This window comes from Brevundimonas sp. FV1ps31S, assembly GCF_058681265.1.
Genome location: NZ_CM178735.1, coordinates 466,724 through 486,475 on the forward strand (window position 1 = coordinate 466,724; position 19,752 = coordinate 486,475).

The window sequence follows — 19,752 nt, forward strand, 5'->3', positions numbered from 1 at the left end:
AGGGGGGAGACAAAGATCGATCGGTCTGAAGCGATCAGTTCGACTGGTCGCCGGTGCTTCTGGCGGCCTGGTCGATGACGTCGGCGACGGCGCGCGGTTGTGAGATCATCGGGACGTGGCTGGCGCGAATCTCGACCTTGACGGCGCCGATCTTCTCCGCTTGCTGACGCAGCATGGCCGGGGCGATGGCGGCGTCCTCGGTGGCGACGATGAACCAGCTCGGACGCGTTCTCCAGGCGGCCTGGGTGACCGGCGTAGCGAAGACCGACATGGCGATCGGAACCTGAGAGTCGCGCATGAAGGCGGCGTCGGCGTCGCTGACGTCGGCGGCGAACCCTTCCTGGAAGCGCTCGGCCTTGATGAAGCCGAACCCGTCGGCCTGTTCCTCGATCACGAAGGTCGAGGGGATGCCGAAGCCCTCGTACTGGTCGCCGGCCGTCTCGCCCACATCGGGCGTCAGGGCGGAGACATAGACCAGCCCCTTCACCTTTTCATCCACGCCGGCCTCGGTGATCACCACGCCGCCCCACGAGTGGCCGACAAGAATGGTTCCGCCGTCCTGGCGGGCGAGGGCGCGCCGCGTGGCGGCTACGTCGTCTGCCAGGGAGGTGAGGGGGTTCTGGACGATGGTCACCCGGTAGCCGCGAGCGGTCAGGTCGTCATAAACCACGCGCCAGCCCGAGCCGTCGGCGAAGGCGCCGTGAACCAGGACGACGTTGCGGACGGTCTGAGATGCGGGAATCGTCTGGACGGACTGAGCCTGAGCGGCTCCGCCAATGCTGGCGGCGCCGACGGCGGCGAGGAGGATGTTGCGGAACTTGATCATGGTCGTTTCTTTCAGAGCTGGCTTGGATGGAGCATGGTCGCGATAACAGTTATTGCGCTAATAGAAGATGTGTGAACTACGGGAGCTATGTCAAGCTAATATTTATCGCGATATATCAAATTCCAACTTTTCGGAGTCTGAGGCGGGGTGCCGGGCATGGAGTCAGCCGTCATGATGGTCGGAAGGAACGCCAAGTGGGCCTTGGGGGCGGGGGATCGCGGGGCTCTGATGTCAGACGTCTCCAGAGGGCCGATTATTCCCACCGGCTGGATTTTTCAGTGCGCCCGCTTCGAAGCGCGTTGCATCCAGTTCACCGATCCTCCTGCCATGAGACGGGCAGGACGAGGCGGACCCATCGGTCTTGTTAAGAGAATAATTATCGCGATATAACTCTCGTCCTGTGCAGGAGCGAGTAGGTCGGAATGTCCAAATCCAAAGGTCCCATCCCGATGGATGACCAGCTTTGTTTCACCGTCTATTCGACCGGCATGGCCATCCAGCGGGCGTACAAGCCCCTGCTGGACGCCTTGGGCGTCACCTATCCGCAGTATCTCGTGATGAACGTCCTGTGGCGGGAGGACGGCCGGACTGTCGGCGAAATCGCGGACGAATTGGCGCTGGAGCCCAGCACCATGACGCCCTTGTTGAAACGGCTGGAAGCCGCAGGCCTTGTCCGGCGGGCGCGCAACCCTGCGAATGAGCGGCAGGTGGTGATCACCCTGACCGGCGAGGGGCAAGCCTTGCGCGAGCGCGCAGGGTGTCTGGGCGAGGCCCTGTTGAACGCCTCAGGCCAGACCATGCCCGAGCTCGGCGACCTCAACATGCGCCTCAAGTCCCTGCGCGACGCCGTCTACGAAAGCCTGGGGTCGCGCAAGCCTTCGCACGGCTAGGGGAGAGCCGGAGATCCTCGGCGGATGCGGCCCGGGCTTCCGCCCTCGATCATGCCCCGGGCGTGATCGCTACCGGTCAGACGGTCGGGGTCGTTCCGCTGTCGATGATGAAATCGCCGCCAGTGATGGCGGCGATCTGTCCGACGCGAGCACGCTCGCGCGTCCTTGATGGCGCGCCGCCAGAGGTCGGGGCCGCCGTCGGATCAGGTTGGCGGGCGCCGTCACAGCCTAGGCGGAAGGGCTCAGGGGAAGGTTTGCCGGCGCACGTTTTCGGCGACAGGAAGCAGATCAGCCGAGGCGCGGGGCGCAACGACGCTGAAGCCGAGGCCGTTCTCCGACCAGGTCACGCCGTCGAGCGACCCATAGGACCGCTCGGACATGGGGCGGTTCCTGTCGATCTCCATCGGCCGCACCATCACCGTCAGCCGGTCGCCGAACGTCCCATCGTAGACGAACAGGGCGGCCGGGCCGTTGGGAGTCGTTACAAGTCGTCCGCCAAGGAAACTATAGCCGGCGCCCTGCAGATCAGGGGCCTGGACCGGCGCGTCGAGACGTTCGGACACCCAGCGCGTCAGCGTCGCGCGCTGGTCGGAAGCCAGCTCGACGGGACGGAGCGTGTCGGAGGCGTAGACGGTGTAGTTGTCGACGGCCTCGCGGCCCAGCGCATCGATCCCCCGCGCGGGCGGCGCGACCGCCGCCCGCCCAAACCAACCCGACAAGCCGCCGATGCAGAGGATGGCGACGGCCGCCGCGAACCGATGTCTTCCGGCCAGGGCCTTTCGGCGACGTTCGGCGAGGGCTTTCAGACTGAGTTCCGCAGGCAGGGCCTGGTCAGCGAGGGGCGCCAGGGCCTCTCGCAAAGCCTCGCCCTGTCGGCGGTAAGCCGCTAGGCGGGCCTGTTCTTCCGGGTGGGCGTCCAGATAGCGCTGCACTGCGGCGTGCCGGTCCTCTTCGAGCGCGCCGTCAAGAAAGGCATGAAGCTCGTCTTCGCCAATCGGGCGGTCGGCGGTCATTTGACCCTCCTGAGATGCGATTTGACGGGCGCGCCTTCGGCCAGGGCCGCGGCCAGGCGGGCGCGTCCGCGCGAGAGACGCGACATGACCGTGCCGAGCGGTACGCCCAGAACAGGGGCGGCTTCAGCATAGGGCAGGCCCTCGACCGTCACCAGCAGGATCACGCTGCGGTATTCATCTGGCAAACTATCCAAGGCGCGCAGAACATCGGCGCGGGCCAGCCCATGCTCCTGCGCCGGCGCCACGGACAGCGATCTTGGATCGACCGTGTCGATCGGCGCCATCACGCCCCGTCGACTCAGCTTGCGCCACCGGTTGACCGCCAGATTGTGCAGTATGGCGTAAAGCCAGCTGCGCGTGTCGTTGTCGGCGCGGCGCTGGCCCCAGCGGGCGACCGCACGCTCCAGACAGTCCTGGACAAGGTCGTCGGCCTCGGTCGGATCGCGAACCAGGGCGTTGGCGTAACGCCGCAGCCCTGGGATCACCGGTTCGATCAAATGCTCCATGTCCGTCATGCGTGCACCCTAGGGCTCCAGGACTTGGATCTGCACCGGGGCGCCGGGCAGGACCGCCGTGCCGGATGCGATCACCAGGTAGCGGCGGGGCGCGCCCTGTTCGGCGCGCACCTGTTGGCGGATGGGCCCCAGCGCATTGACTATGGCGCCGCCGGCGGGATTGGTCGTGAAGGCGGCGATCGGCTCAAGGGGGCCGGAGCCGTCCGGCGTCTGCGCCAGGGCCAGGACATAGGGCGAGCGCGGCCTCAGTCCGGACACCGCCCCCTGAACGACCTGAATCAGGCCCTGATCATACAGGCTGATGGTTGTGCCGGCCTCCGTCCCGTCGCTGACGCGCATGCGGATCAGGACCGAACCGCCCTCTGACCGGGGCTGCAGATTCTGGTCGCCTGCGCCGGTGGGGACCGCGCCGGGCACATAGACGAGCGCCTGGGGCGCCTGGCCGACGCCCACATTGGCCACGACCGTGTTGGAGGCGGTGTCGATCACCGCCAGTTCACCGGCGTTCTCCAGTCCGACATAAATCCGCGAACCGTCGGGCGACGCCCAGAGGCCATGGGGCAAGGCGCCGACGGGGATGGTCGCAACGGGGCTGAAGTCGTCGGTGCGGAAGACCTTGACGACGTTTTTCCCGCCCACGGTGACATAGGCGAACTGGCCGTGCTCAGTTCGGGCGAAGTTGACGTGGTTGGTGAGGGGGCCCGTGTCCAGCGTCGTAAGCACATCGAACGGCGGGCGGGCGTTGAAGGCCATCGCCTTGCCGATGTCCTTGAGGGTGAACCAGACCTGCGAGCCGTCCGGCGAGGCGGCGATATTGGGGCAGAAGGCGCTGGGCTGGGCGACTTCCCCGACGATCTCATGGGCCGCCACATCCACCACCACCGTCTTGGGATTGAACGATGAGCAGATGTAGCCGTAGCGGCCGTCCGGCGAGAAGATGGTCATGCCCGGTCCGCCCGGCGTCCTGATGCGGCGAATTTCTTCGTAGCTGACCGGGTCGATCACCGAAACATAGTCCTCGCCGCGCACCGTCACCCACAACTCCCTGCCGTCAGGCGTGAAGAAGGCCTCGTGCGGAGACCGGCCGATATAGGCGACATGCTTCACCACATTGGTCGCCGTGTCGATGAAGCTGACCGAGTTGGAGCCGATCGACACCACGGCCAGCGTCCTGCCGTCGGGCGAGAAGCCCAGGCCGTGGACAAGCAACTGCCCCCGGTACAGCGGGCTGAGGTTGGCGGGCGACGGATCGCCCAGCCTTATCAGGCCCACCAGCCGGTTGGTGGAGGGATCGGTCACCGACACGGTGTTCGAGAACTGCTCTGCGGCATAGATGCGGTCGCGGGCGGAGATCGGACTGATCGGGCTCGTCTGGGCTTGGGCGTTGGCGGCCAAGAGAACGGCTGAAAGACTGGTCGCGAGCAAGATCTGGCGCTGCATGGCATCAGCCTCCGTGATGATGGGCGGATGGAAGGCCAGGTTGAGCCGACGACGGGGGATTGGTCGGGGCGGGGTAGGCGGCGGGCAGCGGCTGGCCCACCGCCAGTCGCAGGGCGGCGATTTCCTGCTGCTGCTCGACGATGATCTCCTGGGCCAGCCGCCGGATCTGTTCGTTTCGGCTATGACGCAACACCGCCACGGCCATGTCGATGCCGCCCTGATGATGAGGGATCATCATTGCGACGAAGTCGCGATCGATATCGCCGGTGGGGGTGATCTCCATGGCGGCGTGCATATGGGCCATCGCCGCGTCGTTCTCGGCCATGAACTGCTCAGAAGGCGTGCTGGCGGCCAGCGGCGCGGCGAGGCCCAGCACGGTCAGGGCGGCGAGGGGCGCCACGGATTTGCGCAAGGAGATAGTCGGCATGGTCGGCCTCGGCTTGGATGGGGTGATGCCGACATAGACGTCGCCAGAGGGCCGATTATTCCCGCCCCCTGAATTTCCCCAGCCGGAGAGGGCTAAACGCTGATCAGAGCCCTGAATTTCACGCCTCAATCATAATGCGTCCGCGCCCCGGCGGCGTCTTCCCGGAAACGCGCTTTCTGGAAGACGCCATGTCCATGTCCGAGATTTCCACCACCCCTTCGCCTACGCCGCGAGGACGTCGGCTCGCCCAGGTTCATGCGCGAGATCCACGCGCGGAAGGGGTCTTCTGGTATTCTGTCGTGACGACAGGCGTCTATTGCCGGCCTACCTGTCCCTCGCGAAAAGCCAGGCCAGAACACATCCGTTTCCACGAGACGCTCGCGGAGGCGCGTCGAACGGGCTTTCGTCCTTGCCGCCGATGCCGGCCGGAAGAACCCGCCCTTTACGAGCGTCAACGCGCCCTGGTGGAGGCGGCCTGCGCCCAGGTCTCCGACGCGCGTCAGACGCCGACCCTGAAAACGCTGGCGCAGGCGGCGGGGATCAGCGCCTCCCATTTTCATCGACTGTTCAAGCGGGTGACAGGCGTCACCCCTGGTCGCTATTTCGATTCCGTCCGCACCAAGTCCTCCCCGCCACCGTGGTCGACGACGCGCGTCGTCGATATCGAAGGATACGGCCCGGGGCTCGGTCGTCTCATATAAGGAAGTGGCCGCCGCCTTTCGGCGGCGGCCTGCATCCCGCGTCGCGGACAGGGACGGGTGACACGCGCGGGATGAACGACGCGGGCGACGAGCGCCCGCGTCGAACGGTTCAGAAGCGGTAGCGCGCGCCCGCGCGGACGCCGCCGCCCAACTGATTCTCGCCGAAGCGGCCCTCGCCCTGAACAAAGGCCTGCAGGCCGCCGCCGGTCTGGAACTGGGCCACGAGCCGCGTTCGGGCGAAGGTCTTCTGGCCCTCCAGCGCGACGACGTCGGTCTGACCGCCGCTGACCAGGCGACCGGTCTGGTCGGCGTCGAGATCCTGAACCGCCTCGACGGCCAGGGAGACGATCACGGCGCGGTCGTCGGCCAGGTCTTTGCGGATGAAGCCTTGGGCGCCCACGCGCGCCGAGAAGCCGCCGCGATCATCGAACACGACCCGCTGTCCAAGAACCTCGAGATCGTCCATGCCGCTGCGGACATAATCGAGGCCGACGAGAGGTTCGAAACCGCCGCCCTCCAGAGCGATGCGATAGCCGGCCTCGATCTGTCCGCCCCAGCTCGTTCCATCCACATCCGCCTCGAAACCTGCGGCCGGGCTGCGGAGCTTGAGATGGTGGCGATCCGCCTTGATCAACGCGGTGGTGAAGAAGCCCAGTCTACGCCAGGCCGAATAGACGCCGGCGTTGACGGTTTCGATGTCCGCTCTCAGCCCGCTGTCGTCGAAGGCCAGCCGGGAATCGACGTAGCCGCCGGTGAGACCGACGATGGCCTGGCCGCCGGCAAAGTCGCGTGCGCCCAGCGAGGCGCCCATCTGACCACCCGCGGTGGTCTGGTCATAGGCGAGGTCGAAGCTTGCGTCGTCGCTCTTCCGGTCCAGTCGACCGCCGTGGGCCTGGGCCCAGACTCGGCTGGCGGCGCCGCCGGCGGCGCGCGCCATCGACTGTTCGGCCCCGAAGGCGTCGGCGGAGGCGCGCCAGGCGGTGGCGAGGCCTTCACCGGCCCGCACGGTCTGGTGGACGGCCAGGCCGGCCGAGGCGTTCAGCAAATAGGCGCGCGCCGACGAGTCATAGCTGACGGCGTAGCGGACCAGACCCTGGTCGGGATTGGCGACGTAGAAGGCGTTCGACGCGGAACTGGAGCCGACGGTGACCACGGTCAGACCCTTGGCCAGAAGGCGCGCATCGGTCGGGGCGACGTTCAGCAGAAGGCCCGTCCGGCCGGACGCGCCGCCGCCGATGACGAACCTGTCCGCCGCCGTGGCGCCGATGTCCAGGCCCAGGCGGGCGTCGCCCGAAGCGGCGTAGGAGCCGGAAAGGGAAAAGACGTCGCCGGCCCGTTCGTTTCGGAGATCCACAAGCCCGCCGTCGTTGGCGAACCGTTCCAGGCTGGTGAAGGCCAGGGTCAAGGGCGCGGCGCTCTTTGCGAACCGGAGCACGCCCTTGTTGGTGAACATGTCATCGCCCGCGCCGTAATCGCGTCCCTGGCTGATGACGAGGGTTCCGGTGTTTTCCTCCCTGTCGTCGCCGGGGCTTAGGGGCGCGACGTCCCATGACGCCTCGTCGGCCAAGGCTGGGCTTAAGCCGACGAGGCCGACGCCGGCCAGAACGGCGCCTGTTATGGCGAGGAGGTGAGCCGAACGGCGGCGCTGTGCGCTGTGACGAACAGATGATCGAACCGGCATCTATAGTTTCCCCAAGCGCCCTGCCTTGTGCGGAGCGCCGCCGCGGTGCGGCTGTCGGGGAGAAGACGCCGCCCGTCGGCGGAGACCTTACGGCGACCTGAAATCAGAAGGCGGCCTCAAAGCCGAGCCGCACGGTCAGGGGGCGCAGCGGGACCGCCTGGGGGTCGAAGAGCCGGTAGGGCGACCCGATGCCGTAGCGGGTCGCCTGGACGTCGAACGGATTGGAAATCCGCAGGCTGAAGGCGCGCTGGGCCGAGCCGAGCCGGGCGGTCAGCTCGGTGCGCACATAGCCTCCCTGGGGGACGTCGAGACCTGGCCCCAGCCCCAGCCGCGACTTGCCGACGTAGCGCAGGTTGGCGCCGAGCGTCAGGGGCAGGCCGGCCAGACGCAGGTCCCCCTGATCCACGGCCAGCTGGGCGCCGACGGGCGCGACGTTCGGGATCGGCGCGCGACTTACCCCGATGATCGTAGGCTGGTCGATCCGTACGAGACTGTCGTTGAGAAACAGTCCGCCCGAGAGTTGGAGCGCTGGGACTGGGGTCCAGGCCGCCCTTGCGGATACGAACCGAATCCGGCCGTCGCCGATATTCCCCGTCACGAGGTCGCCGCCCTGGGTCGCGACGTCGGCCTGGATGTCTCGCCAGTCCTGCCAGCCGATCGAGACCTGGGCCTGGATGTTTGACGAGGTCGGCGTCTGGACGCCGGTTTCCCACAGGGTGACATGGTCCGAGGCGAAGGTCTCCACGCCTCCATCGCTGTCGCTGACGCCGCCCGGCCGGACGGCCTGATCAAACCGCATAAAGGCCGACCAGCCGAACGGGGCCGTCCAGCGCGCCGAGACGGTCGGGGTCGCCGTCACGCTGACGCCGTCGTCGCGCGGGGAGGCGACCTTCACCACATTCGCCGAGATCGTTCGGATGTCGTAGACGAGACGAACCGCGGCCAGGCGACCGCCGAACGCCAGCCGCACGCCTTGGGCGGGACGAGCCACGGCCTCGCCGAACACGGCGGCCTCCGCAAAGGTCCGGTCGAGATCCGAGCCATAGATCGGGCCTGGCGCCTGGGACAGTTCAAACCGGCGTCGTTCGGCGCGGGTTTCACCGAGCGCCAGGGCGGCGCCGCCGGTCCAGGACCAGCGAGCCTCCCGGTCGGATTCGACGCGGAACTCGCTGGACAGGGCCCAGATCGACTGGTCGCGGTCCACGACGGCGGCCACCGCTCCGCCCGGTTCGGTGGCGTCGAACCGTTCCTTGAGGGTCTGGCGAGACAGACTGGTCGCGGACGTCAGCCGCATGGCGCCGACATCGCGGCTCGCTGTCACCCCCGCCAGCGCAAGCGTGCTTCGATAGGGTTCGGCGACCAGACGGTCCCGCGATAATCTCTGGTCCGCCGCCGGTATAGTCTGGGCGTCGTTTGCGACAATGTCCTGCCCGACCGCCGTGAGGTCGAAGGTCCAGCCGTCGCGAACCAGACGGATTGCGCCTCGGAGGCCCAATGTGTCGACGCTGTCGCCGTCCTCGACGCCTCGCGCCGGATTGTTCAGGAAACCGCCGTCTCGGCGGCCGTAGACGACGAACCGAGCTGCGGCGTCGTCGCCCCAGGGCTGGTTGAAGATCGCTGCGGCGTCCGCCCCATCTGCGCCGCCGGAGGTCGACGACAGACCGGCGACGAACCGCGCGCTTGTTTCGGCGAAGGACGGCGGAACGGGTTGCAGACGGACGACGCCGCCGATGGAGCCGGCGCCGAACCGCGCGCCCTGCGGCCCCTCGAACACCTCCACGCCCGCGATGTCGACCAGGGCCAGGTCCGGGTCGGGCGATCCGTAGGTCAGTCTCAGGTCGCCCAGATACTGGCCGATGGTGGACTGAAGCGGCCCGTTGAAGGCGGAATCGGCGAGGCCACGGACAAAGAGCTTGTTGCGGCCCGGACCCTGGCGGGTCGAGTCGACGGTGGCGGAGAGGTCGGCGACGACCTCGCTGGAGGCGACCCCCTCCGCCCTTTCCAGTCCTGTGGGAGGAATGCGGGTTCGTCCTGTCGCTTCGGACAGGCCGCCCCGTCGCACGGAGGCCGTGACGATCACCTCGTCCAGAACGGTCGGGGCGGCCGGGCGCGGCGGCGGAGGCGTAGGGCGGACAGGGGGAGCCGGCTCGATCCTGTAGACCCCGTCCGCCAGTCGCACGGCGCGGGCTCCGGTCGGTCGCAACAGCCGCTCGAAGGCCTGGTCCACGGTCAGCCGTCCGTTGACGCCCGCCGCAGCCCGGCCGCGAAGCGGGGCCTGGACGACCACATCCACCCCGGCTTGAGCCGCGATCGCCTGAGCCCCCTGGAGGAGGGAGCCCGGACGGACGTTGAAGTCATGCTGGCGAGCCGGCGTCTGAGCCGACATGTGGGCCAGTACGGCCGCGACGAGGACGACAGGGGCCGTCACGGAGCGGCGCGTCTCTCGATGCGCCAACCCGCGCCGTCGTTCGCCACCCGGGCGTCGAGGCTGAGTTCCAGCCGCCGCCGCACGGTCTCGGACGGGCCAGAAACCGAGAGGCTTCCCGAAATGCGGCGGTCCGCCAGTTCCGGCGCCACCCTGACCGGGCGGCCCAGCGCGATCGACAGATCGACGGCGACGACAGCGAGACGTTCATTGTCATAGACCAGCCGCCCGTCGCGCCAGGCGTCGACCGCAGCGGGGTCAACGGGGCGCCCTTCGAAGCCCCGGTCTCCGACGATGACGCCGTCGCCGGCGTTCAGAGTGGCGGAGCGCCCCTTCAGATCGACCCGCACCACGCCTTCGGAAACGGTCACGCGCGCGCCGTCGGGCAGACGGGTGACGTCGAAGACGGTCCCGAGGTCCGTGACCGCGATCTCGCCGACCTCGACCACGAAGGGGCGGCGGTCGTCGTGAGCGACCTCGAACAGGGCGCGGCCTGATTCCAGTTCGGCGTTCCGGGGCGTGCGTCGGTCCAGGCGCAGACGCGTGCCGCCGGCGACATGGATGGTCGTGCCGTCCGCCAGCTCCAGGGCCCTCTGTTCGCCGGGCGCGGTCTCCACCAGCCAGGGCTGAGGGCGCGCCAAACCGTACCAACCGATTCCGACCAGAGCGGCGACCAGGGTGGCGGCCGCCGCCGCGAACCATGTCCGGGACGCCAACCGACGAGCGCCGCCCGTGGCGCGCAGATCCGGCATTCTGACGCGCGCCGCCATGGCGTCGACGAGATCGGCCTCGGCCGTCGCCAGCCGCCAGTAGACGGTCGCGTTCAGTGGGTCTTCAGCAAGCCAAGCCTGCCAGTCGTCCCAGGCGTCGAAGGCGGGATCGTTGACGCGCACAAGCCAGTCCAGGGCGGCGCGTTCGACGGCGTTTGGAGTGTCGGTCATCTGCATATCCCCTGGACGCCGCGGTGGAGGGTTTGCCTCATGCCGGGTCTCCCTCAAGGCCCAGGAGCGCGGCGTAGGCGCGTCGCAGGTGTTTTTCGACCGTGCTCAAGCCCATACGCAGATCCTCGGCGATGCGGCGTTGGGTGTGGCCGTCGATTCGATGACGGCGGAAGATCATGGCGGCGGGGTCGCCCAGGGCTTCGAGCCGATCCTCGACGGCGGCCAGAGTCTCGCGTGCGATCAGGACACGCTCGGCCTCGGCGCCGGTCGCGAGGTCGGCCTCGCCGTCCCCGTCCCTGAGCCAGGCGGCCTCGCGGGCCGAGGTCCTGAGACGCCCACGGCGGCGGTCCAGAACGCTCGTGTAGACCATGCGGAGCAGATAGGCGCGGGGATTGGCGATTGGGCCATGTGATGAGGTCTGCAGCCGGATCCAGACGTCCTGGAGAACATCCTCCGCGTCGTCTGCCGCGCCCATGGCGCGGGCGCGCCGTTCGAGCTCCGGCCGCAATGCGCGAAACACCGCCTCTAGACCGGCGGCCTGTGTCGAAGGGGGTGGGCTCATCGGCGCCCTATACACCCGCTCGCGATGATCCCGGCAACTGATGAGATCGGAGGTCGCGGTGGAATCGATCGTCGATGATCGGACGTGTGGACCGCACCCGCTTACTCTCAAATTCGGCAAATCCGTCGCGCGCCGGGCGCCTCCGGCCTAAACGCCGCGCTGTTCTCAAGTCGGATCGTTCGCCGTGCGCACTGCAATCCTGATGCCCTCCGGATGCCGCTTCTCCGCATCCCAGCCCAATTCCATGGAGACTGTGGTTCGCACCCTGGTGCAGGCCGGCTCTGGCCAGGACGTCCGGATATTCTGCTGCGAAGGCGCCCAGGATCATGGGCTGTCGAATGTCGTCGTCCTGCCGTCCGAGGGCGCGCGTCGCCGCACGGCCTTGATCGAAGCCCTGCGAGCCTATCGACCTGACGTGATCGAACACCACCAGCAGGTCAAACAGGCCGTGTTCGTCTCCTCGATCCTGCCTGAGCCCGCCCATATACTCTATCGCCACAACGCGCTGAAAACGCCCCGGCATATGCTGGAGAACTGGCGATACAATCGGCGCTACGACTGGATGGACGGCTTCGTCTTCGTCAGCGACGCGGAAAGGGACGCCTTCGCGCGCGCCTATCCCCGCCAAGCGGATCGCGCCTTTTCAGTGCCCAATCCCATCGACGTGAGCCCCTGGCTGGCGCCCCTTGAACGCCGGGAGCCGATTATCGCCTTTGCGGGACGGGCCATGCCGGAAAAGGGCGTCGCCGCTGTTTGCGCCGCCCTCCCTGCGGTTCTGGATCGACATCCGGACTGGCGCGCGGTGCTGATGCTGAACGACTGGGACCATCATCATCGCTGGGCGAGCCCGCACGTGGCGCCGTTGGCGCGCTTCGGGGAGAGGGTCAAAATCCTGCGCTCCGCCCCGATCGGTCAGGTTCAAGATGTCATGAAGTCCGCCGCCATCGCCCTGACGCCCTCGATCTGGGACGAACCCTTCGGCCTCACCGCCGTGGAAGCCCACGCGGCCGGCGCCGCCCTGATCTCTTCGGGTCGTGGGGGGCTGCGCGAGGCCAGCGGCCCTCATGCCCTCTACTTGCGAGCCGTGACGCCGGACATGCTGATTGAGGCGATGGAGCGCCTGATCCTCGACCCGGGCGAGCGATTCCGGCTGGCGCGTGGCGGACAGCGCTATGTGTCCGAGGTTCACCAGCCGGGTCGCAGGGCGGCGCAGCTGCAGATGGTCCGCAGAACCGTTCTTGCCGGATGCCGGGCTGCCGCCGCCGTCGAACTGACTCATCCCGCCTTCGGCCATGCGGCACAGGTGATCCGGCCTGTATGTCGTGCAGACGCGCCGCGCTGAACCACACCCGTTGCGCCGGTGCGGTCGGGCCTCCACGCCGATAAGACCTCAGTTTCTCCCCGGGCTCAGAGCAGGGGCATGGCGTGCGCTCAGGCGGCGAATGCGGCCTTCATCGGCAGTATCGTCTGGCCTGGCCGTTGCGTGGGCAGGTCGAAACTGACCACGGTGCCGACGCCCGGCTCGCTTTCGATGCTCAGCTGGCCGCCGTGCATCTCAATCAACGCCTTGGTCAGGGCCAGACCCAGGCCGGTGCCCTGGGTGGTCTTCGAATGTTGGCCTTCGACCTGTTCGAAGGGCCGCGCCAGTCGAGTCAGGTCCTCGGGCGCGATGCCGATTCCGGTGTCGGCGCAGGCGATGCGGACGCGGTCCTCTCCCGCCGGCCCCTTGCACGGCGTCAACGACAGGGTCACGGTCCCGCCGGCAGGCGTGAACTTCACGGCGTTTGAAATCAGGTTCAGCATGATCTGTTTGACCCCGCGCTGGTCCGCCTCGATATCGGGCGTCTCGCCAGGCTGGATCGACAGTTTCAGGTCCGCTTCCTCCGCCTTTCCGCGCATCAGACGCACGGCGTCCTCGCACACGGTCCGAAGCGACACCGGCTCATAGTGCAGGGTCATCTTGCCGGCCTCGATCTTGGCCATGTCAAGAATATCATTGATCAGGCTGAGCAGGTGCTGGCCCGATTTCAGTATGTCTCCAGCGTAGCCCTTGTACTTGTCGCCGATTGGACCGAACAGCTCTGCAGCCATGATTTCGGAGAAGCCGTTGATGGCGTTCAGCGGCGTGCGGAGCTCATGGCTCATATTGGCCAGGAACTCGGACTTGGCCTGGTTGGCCGCCTCGGCCCGGGTCATCGCGATTTCGTATTTGCGGGCCAACTGGGACAGCATCTGCTGGCTGGCCTCCAGCTCGGCCACGGTCCGGCTCAGATCTTCTACGGCGCGGCGCCGTTCGGTCTCCTCGCGCTTGATCGCCGTGATGTCTGCGGCGGTGACGACCGACCCGCCTTCCGAGGTGAAGCGTTCGGACAGCTGCAGCCAGCGGCCGTCGTACAGTTCGACCTCGCGAAGCCCGGCCCGCCCGTCGGCCGGCGCGTGTTCGGCCTTGATGGCCAGGCCCGCAATTCGGTTCAACTCGTCCTTCGCCGCGCCCCGGCGCACCACGCCTTCTTTGAAGTCGAAAGCGTCCTCGAACGCCTGGTTCGACAGGATCAGCCGGCCGTGCCGATCGAACAGGACGAAGGCGTCCGAGATACTCTCGACGCCGTCACGAAGCCGGCTTTCAGCCGACTGTGCGGCCGCCTTGGCTCGACGGGCCTCGGTGATGTCCAGCGCCACGCCGAGAATGACCGAGAAGCCGGCATCGCTCCGCTCGCCTCGCGCCTGGCCGCGGGCGTCAAGCCAACGGGTGCGCCCGTGATCTCCCGGCACGGGGAAGGTCACTTCGAAAGCGCCATAGGCTGACGCTTGACGCAGGGCGTGCCCCACCTCGTCGCGAAAACGGGGATGGATGCGGCTCATGACTGCGGACGCCGACACGACTCCACCGCGCTCGAAGCCGAGCAGGGTCGCCATATAGTCGGACAGGGTGACTTCCTCAGCCTCGAGGTCCCATTCCCAGACGCCGCATCGTGCGGCCTCGACCGCGATGCGGAAGCGTCTTTCGGACGACGCCCATTCGCGGCTGGCGCGCGCCCGGCGCGCGCCTTGCCAAAGCAGCAGGCCTATGACGCCGAATCCCAGCGCCAGCGGAGCGCCGAGGACCCAGCCCTCGCTCATCAGGCCGGCGGCGCCCTTGACCTGGCCTTTCCCGACGGCCACCGCATAGGGCCCGCCGGGGGTGATCGGGGCGGCGACGATCGACGCTTCGCCCCGAGCGGTCTCCATGCCGCGGGGGCGGCCCAGGGCCGCGAGCTCGGCCGGCGCCAGCGCGGCGGGATCAAGACCGAGGACCGCCTGGATCGGTCGTCCGAGTTCGTCCGCATGGGGCGACGCCAGAACGACGCCGACGCCCGACACGATCCGGATCCCGCCGTCTGTCGGCAGCGGAGGCGTGATCCGCGCCTCCAGCCGCCGTCCTTCGACCTCCGGTCCGGGAACCGTCAGAACGCCGGCGCCCTGCGTCGCCAGCACGTCGCCGTTCGCGTCGATCAGGGTGAAGCCGATGGCGGGCGCGGCCTTGCGGGCCGACTCCACGGCGACAATCGGTGTGGCGTCCTGGCGGAGTGCGCCGGCGCCGGCGTCCAGCCCCGCGCGCGCGGACCGCATGAGCATGGAGGCCTCGCCGGCCGCAAGTCGCGCATTGAGGGTCAGGTTCTGATCCCGCAGCTCGTGGACCTCGCGGACGGGACGGGCGGCCTCACGCGACAGTAGCAGGGCGTATCCGCTTGTAACCAATGCGACGGCGAGCACGCCCATCCGCATCCAGGATGGGGTCCCGGAGGCGCGGTCGGCAGCGCGTCGGCCCCGTCCCTCTTGCCGCCGCTCAAGGCCCTGCAAGGCGTTCTCCCAACCAAATCACCTGCGAGGGAATCTAGGCTGCGTCGCGGATTCCTGTCGAGGCTTGGTTAATGCTTTCTGAAAGTTCAGGCCGCCGCCGCAGGGGATGAAATCCGGGTCGGCGCCGTTTCCAGCACATTGGTCACCGGTTGAAGCACCTCGCGCGCCTGGCGCGCCAGGCCCAGCACGGCCGGGGGCGCGTCATCCGGGCTTTCCGCCACCAGCTCCATGAGGCTCTCGGCGACCTGCATCAGGGCGGGCGCGGCGGCGATCAGCCGAGCCTGGAATTCGATCCGCTGGGGATCACGGTCATATTCCGCACCGGGAACCCGCCAGCCGCCCCAGTCCGCCGTGTCGGTGACGACAACGGGGTAGGTGCCGGGCTGGGGATGGTGCAGGCAGTCCTCTTCGGCCTGCCACTTGTTGCGGGCGCGCAGCACGCGCCAGTCGCCCAGCTCCGCACCGGCCGCATCCTCGACCGCCACCATCAGCTCAGCGGCGGTGAACTCGCGGCCCAGGCCGACGTCGTAGGTGACGCGCACGGGTTCGTCGAAACCCTTGGCCCAGACCGGCTGGACCTTCTCGATCGTCGCCCAGGCGCCGACGCACTCAACCCAAACTTTCTGACCCTTCTGGAACTGCGCCCGCGCCATTCCGACCTCCCAGCAACTTGGGGAAGGATAGCGAATGGACGTTAGCGTCCCGTGTGACGGTTAGGTTAACGCGAAAGGCGCTCCGGTCCGTCCGCCGCACGCCCGCCGGATGGTGACGGACATCGGGTCGCAGTGTCCAACGTCGCCGGCGACGGCATGACGCCGACGTCCTTGTCGGTGACCGGCGGGCGGCCTGGGATATCTTCTGGTCAGGTCCGAAAAGCGCCAGCCCTGGGCCTGGAGGTTCTGTCAGATGACACATCCATCAAGGAGATACGCATGACCGATCAGACGCGCCGCGCCCAGGTCTTCCGGGAACTGCATCGCCAAGGCGGTCTGATCCTGCCGAACGCCTGGGACGCCGCCAGCGCACGGGTGTTCCAGACCGCCGGGTTCCCGGCCGTGGCCACCACCAGCGCGGGGGTCGCCTGGGCGCGTGGCGAGCGTGACGGCGAGGGCCTGGGTCGCGCCGAAATGATACGCGAAATCGCGACGATCGCCCGCGCCCTCAATCTGCCGTTGAACGCCGATGTGGAGGCCGGCTACGGCCCAACCCCCGTCGATGCGGCGGAGACCGCGCGTCAGGTCTGGGCGGCCGGCGCGGTGGGGGTCAATTTCGAGGACGCGGACTATGCATCGCCCGGCGCCCTCATATCGATTTCAGACCAGCAGGCCCGGATCGCGGCGATGCGCGACGCCGCGCCCGAAATGGTGATCAACGCCCGCACGGACGTCTTCCTGTTCGGGCTCGGCGACAGCGAGGCCGTCAGGGTCGGGATGGCGATCGAGCGGGGCCGCGCCTGGCTGGCGGCGGGGGCGGATGTCGTCTTCTTGCCGGGCGTGACCGATCCCGCGGTGGTGGCGCGTCTGGCCGATGGCGTCGGCGGGCCGATCAGTGTGATGGCGGGGCCGGACGCGCCGCCTGCGACGGCGCTGTTTGCGGCGGGCGCCTGTCGGATCAGCACTGGCCCCTATCCGATGCTCGCCATTCTGGAGCATTTGAAAACCCTGGCCGACAGATTGGCCGCCGACTGGTCGGCTATGTCGCCTGCCGGAGACGGCCTGACGAAAATCGACGTCGTCTTTGGTTGATCACGACGTCGGCGTGCGCTGATAGGGCTCGCAATATCGAGTTCGCTTCCCCAATATTGTCGCTCGCATACCAGGGGACATGATGGCCGAGGCGACGACGGGACTGGATCTGGGCGCGGCCGCGGCCCTGTTGGCGGCCGGCGTCATCGCCGTGCCGGTGTTCAAGCGCGTGGGCCTGGGCTCGGTGCTTGGCTATCTGGCGGCCGGCCTGGCCATAGGCCCGTTCGGCCTGAAGCTGTTCCAGGAGCCTGAGACCATCCTGCATGTCGCCGAGTTCGGCGTGGTCATCTTCCTGTTCATCATCGGGCTGGAGATGCGGCCCAAACGCCTGTGGGGGCTGCGGAAGGAGATCTTCGGCCTGGGGGCGGCCCAGGTGCTGTTCTGCGGTCTGATCCTGACCCTGACGGCGATGCTGGCCGGCTTTTCCGCGCCGGTCGCCTTTGTCGGCGCCATGGGCTTCGTCCTGTCGTCCACCGCCGTCATCATGCAGATGCTGGAAGAGCGCGGCGAGGTCGCCGGCGCACCCGGCCAGCGGGCTGTCTCCATCCTGCTGCTGGAAGATCTGGCCATCGTGCCGCTTCTGGCCATCGTCGCCGTTCTCGCTTCGGTGCTGGGCGTGGCGAACGAACAGGCGCCGCCGTTGTGGCAGACCATCGGCTTCGCGGTCGCGGCGGTCGGCGGCGTGTTGCTGGCCGGCAAATATCTGGTCAATCCCATCTTCCGCCTGCTGGCCCGATACGGCGGCCGCGAGGTGATGACGGCGGCGGCCCTGCTGGTCGTGGTCGGCGCCGCCTGGGCCATGTCTCTGGGCGGTCTGTCGATGGCCATGGGCGCCTTCCTGGCGGGGGTGCTGCTGTCCGAGTCGACCTTCCGGCACCAGCTGGAGGCCGATGTCGAACCGTTCAGGGCCATTCTCCTGGGCCTGTTCTTCCTCAGCGTGGGCATGTCGCTGGACTTGTCGGTGGTGGTCGCCGACTGGCGTCTGGTGATCGGCGGGGTGATCGCCTTCATGGTGGTCAAGGCGCTGGGCATCTATGGCGTCGCCCGCTTCTTCAAGGCCTCGCATCACGAGGCGGTCGAACGCGCGGCCCTGTTTGCGCAAGGCGGGGAGTTCGCCTTTGTCCTCTATGGGGCCGCTGTGACGGCTGGACTATTCGACACCCAGATCGGGGCCATGCTGTCGGCCATCGTCATCCTGTCCATGGCCCTGACGCCGCTGACCAGCCTGTTGACCCAGCGCCTGCTGCCCAAGCCGGTCCTGTCGGCCGAAGGCGCCGACGGCGTCGAATTCGCCAAGGACCTGCGCGGCCAGGTGCTGATCATCGGTTTCGGCCGTTTCGCCCAGGTGGTGTCCCAGCCCCTGCTGGCGCGGGACGTAGATGTCTCGATCATCGAGAACGACGTCGAAATGATCCAGGCCGCCTCGCAGTTCGGGTTCAAGGTCTATTACGGCGACGGGGCCCAGTTGCACACGCTGCGGGCGTCCGGCGCCGACGAGGCCGAGATCGTCCTGGTCTGCGTCGACAAGCCGGAGGTCGCCGACCGTATCGTCGAACTGGTCAAGTCAGAGTTCCCGACCACCAAGATCATGGCCCGCGCCTTTGATCGGGGTCATTCGATGCGCCTGATCCAGGCGGGGGTCGACTACCAGATCCGCGAGACGTTCGAATCCGCGTTGAAGTTCGGCGAGCGCGCCTTGGTCGAACTGGGTCTGCCCGAAACCGAGGCCGCCGAGACCATTGGCGACGTTCGCCGCCGCGACGATTCGCGGCTGGATCTCCAGTTGACCGGAGGGATTTCGGCGGGGCGTCAGCTGATGCGCGGCAACATGCCGACGCCCCAGCCTGTGCCCTATATCAAGCCCCGTCGCGAGGGACGTCTGCTCAACGAGGACGAGGCGGGTCCGGCGGCGCCGGAGACTCTGCGCGAACCCGCCGACACCTGAGAGCTTACGGCTGGGCGGCTTCGCCATCGAGCCTGGCCCGCTCCAGGTTCGCGCGGGCCCGCAGGCCCGGGTTGGCGGCGACGGCGTCGGCGATGGCGCTGAAGCGCTGGGGATCCAGGCCGGACGCGCCCACCACATTGCCGATGGCGGTCTGCTGCTGCAGCGTCAGCTGGTCATTGGGGGTTCCCGCCGCGATATCGCGCATCTTGTTCATGGCGGTGACGTAGAGGCTCAGCTCCTCCGGCGTGATGCTGGCGGCGACCGAACCGGGCGCCGGGGGCGGGGCGGACAGGACCTTGATCCGCGCGGCCAACTGAGGATCGTTAGCCAAGGCGTTGGAAATGGCGTTGAAGCGCGTGACTTCGAGCCCGGAGTCCATCACCGCCCGCGCCATTTCGGCCTGCTGCTCCGGTGTGGGCTGAGCGCCGTTCAAGGTGTCGCTGACGGCGCGGACCTCGGTGATCGCGTCATTGAACTTCTTCAGTTCGGCGTCGGTGAAGGGCGCAGTGGTCGACGTCGCAGCCGGAGCAGGGGCGGCCGGCTGGGTCTGGGCCGGACTCTGGGCCGGGGTCGCCTGCCGCGCCTGGGCGCCGAAGGCGGTCGCCAGGGCGGCGGTGGAGACAATAAGGGCGAGACGGGGAGCGCGCATGGGCGTGTCCTTTCGATCTGGCGTCCACAGGGGGCCGTCCAGGACGGCGGCGGCGCAGTCACGCCGACGCTCCTCGCAGGATGTGGAGCCTGATGTTGGGCCAAAGGAACGAGGAGCCCCCTAAACCTAGGGGCGCGGGCGCAGGGGACAAG

General features: G+C 67.9%; 17 protein-coding genes. 5 read left to right on the forward strand and 12 right to left on the reverse strand.

Annotated features, from left to right (window positions below; all coding sequences use genetic code 11):
* Nucleotides 1-34: 34 nt before the first annotated feature.
* The gene (locus tag ACVPT3_RS02180; RefSeq protein WP_492042583.1) at nt 35-826 is read right to left on the reverse strand and encodes an alpha/beta fold hydrolase; all 792 of its coding nucleotides are present in this window, start codon (nt 824-826) and stop codon (nt 35-37) included.
* 422 nt (nt 827-1,248) lie between these two features.
* Between ACVPT3_RS02180 and ACVPT3_RS02185 the strand changes: the two genes are divergently transcribed.
* On the forward strand, nt 1,249-1,716 hold the full coding sequence (locus tag ACVPT3_RS02185) for a MarR family winged helix-turn-helix transcriptional regulator (protein WP_492042584.1): 468 nt from the start codon (nt 1,249-1,251) through the stop codon (nt 1,714-1,716).
* Nucleotides 1,717-1,958: 242 nt separating this feature from the next.
* Here ACVPT3_RS02185 and ACVPT3_RS02190 read toward each other — a convergent pair whose 3' ends face one another.
* Genes ACVPT3_RS02190 through ACVPT3_RS02205 form a run of 4 tightly spaced genes read right to left on the reverse strand, consistent with a single transcriptional unit; the run spans nt 1,959 to nt 5,111 of the window.
* Nucleotides 1,959-2,729, reverse strand: a complete 771-nt coding sequence (locus ACVPT3_RS02190; protein ID WP_492042585.1) for an anti-sigma factor family protein — start codon at nt 2,727-2,729, stop codon at nt 1,959-1,961.
* Nucleotides 2,726-3,244, reverse strand: a complete 519-nt coding sequence (locus tag ACVPT3_RS02195; protein ID WP_492042586.1) for a sigma-70 family RNA polymerase sigma factor — start codon at nt 3,242-3,244, stop codon at nt 2,726-2,728. Before ACVPT3_RS02195 ends, ACVPT3_RS02190 begins: the two co-directional genes overlap by 4 nt.
* A gap of 9 nt (nt 3,245-3,253) precedes the next feature.
* Nucleotides 3,254-4,684: a YncE family protein gene (locus ACVPT3_RS02200; RefSeq protein WP_492042587.1), complete on the reverse strand. Its 1,431-nt coding sequence runs from the start codon at nt 4,682-4,684 to the stop codon at nt 3,254-3,256.
* A gap of 4 nt (nt 4,685-4,688) precedes the next feature.
* Nucleotides 4,689-5,111, reverse strand: coding sequence for a DUF305 domain-containing protein (locus tag ACVPT3_RS02205; RefSeq protein WP_492042588.1), 423 nt, complete (start codon nt 5,109-5,111; stop codon nt 4,689-4,691).
* A 188-nt stretch (nt 5,112-5,299) separates the two neighbouring features.
* Here ACVPT3_RS02205 and ACVPT3_RS02210 point away from each other — a divergent pair, with 188 nt between their 5' ends.
* A complete protein-coding gene (locus tag ACVPT3_RS02210; RefSeq protein ID WP_492042589.1) occupies nt 5,300-5,812 on the forward strand; it encodes an Ada metal-binding domain-containing protein in 513 nt (170 codons plus the stop codon).
* A gap of 109 nt (nt 5,813-5,921) precedes the next feature.
* On the opposite strand, the gene ACVPT3_RS02215 is transcribed toward ACVPT3_RS02210, so the two are convergent.
* The 4 genes from ACVPT3_RS02215 to ACVPT3_RS02230 form a co-directional block, all read right to left on the reverse strand.
* Nucleotides 5,922-7,493 (reverse strand): autotransporter domain-containing protein, encoded by a 1,572-nt coding sequence (locus tag ACVPT3_RS02215; protein ID WP_492042590.1) that lies wholly within the window; start codon nt 7,491-7,493, stop codon nt 5,922-5,924.
* A 103-nt stretch (nt 7,494-7,596) separates the two neighbouring features.
* On the reverse strand, nt 7,597-9,921 hold the full coding sequence (locus ACVPT3_RS02220; RefSeq protein WP_492042591.1) for a TonB-dependent receptor plug domain-containing protein: 2,325 nt from the start codon (nt 9,919-9,921) through the stop codon (nt 7,597-7,599).
* A complete protein-coding gene (locus ACVPT3_RS02225) occupies nt 9,918-10,859 on the reverse strand; it encodes a FecR family protein (protein WP_492042592.1) in 942 nt (313 codons plus the stop codon). The genes ACVPT3_RS02220 and ACVPT3_RS02225 overlap by 4 nt, the downstream gene beginning before the upstream one ends.
* 37 nt (nt 10,860-10,896) lie before the next feature.
* A complete protein-coding gene (locus tag ACVPT3_RS02230; protein WP_492042593.1) occupies nt 10,897-11,421 on the reverse strand; it encodes an RNA polymerase sigma factor in 525 nt (174 codons plus the stop codon).
* 244 nt (nt 11,422-11,665) lie between these two features.
* On the opposite strand from ACVPT3_RS02230, the gene ACVPT3_RS02235 reads away from it, so the two are divergent.
* Entirely contained in the window at nt 11,666-12,763 is a 1,098-nt protein-coding gene (locus tag ACVPT3_RS02235) for a glycosyltransferase family 4 protein (protein ID WP_492042594.1), read from the forward strand.
* Nucleotides 12,764-12,852: 89 nt separating this feature from the next.
* Here ACVPT3_RS02235 and ACVPT3_RS02240 read toward each other — a convergent pair whose 3' ends face one another.
* Together ACVPT3_RS02240 and ACVPT3_RS02245 are read right to left on the reverse strand one after the other, a co-directional pair.
* A complete protein-coding gene (locus ACVPT3_RS02240; protein ID WP_492042595.1) occupies nt 12,853-15,180 on the reverse strand; it encodes a PAS domain-containing sensor histidine kinase in 2,328 nt (775 codons plus the stop codon).
* 167 nt (nt 15,181-15,347) lie between these two features.
* Nucleotides 15,348-15,914 carry a hypothetical protein gene (locus ACVPT3_RS02245; RefSeq protein WP_492042596.1) on the reverse strand — a complete coding sequence of 189 codons (567 nt, stop codon included), beginning with the start codon at nt 15,912-15,914 and terminating at the stop codon, nt 15,348-15,350.
* 279 nt (nt 15,915-16,193) lie between these two features.
* Here ACVPT3_RS02245 and ACVPT3_RS02250 point away from each other — a divergent pair, with 279 nt between their 5' ends.
* Both ACVPT3_RS02250 and ACVPT3_RS02255 read left to right on the forward strand, forming a co-directional pair.
* A complete protein-coding gene (locus ACVPT3_RS02250) occupies nt 16,194-17,006 on the forward strand; it encodes an isocitrate lyase/PEP mutase family protein (protein WP_492042597.1) in 813 nt (270 codons plus the stop codon).
* A gap of 79 nt (nt 17,007-17,085) precedes the next feature.
* Complete coding sequence (locus ACVPT3_RS02255; protein WP_492042598.1) at nt 17,086-18,951, forward strand: monovalent cation:proton antiporter-2 (CPA2) family protein; 1,866 nt, start codon at nt 17,086-17,088, stop codon at nt 18,949-18,951.
* A gap of 4 nt (nt 18,952-18,955) precedes the next feature.
* Here the strand turns inward: ACVPT3_RS02255 and ACVPT3_RS02260 are convergent, their stop codons facing one another.
* On the reverse strand, nt 18,956-19,600 hold the full coding sequence (locus tag ACVPT3_RS02260) for a DUF4168 domain-containing protein (protein ID WP_492042599.1): 645 nt from the start codon (nt 19,598-19,600) through the stop codon (nt 18,956-18,958).
* Nucleotides 19,601-19,752: the final 152 nt, after the last annotated feature.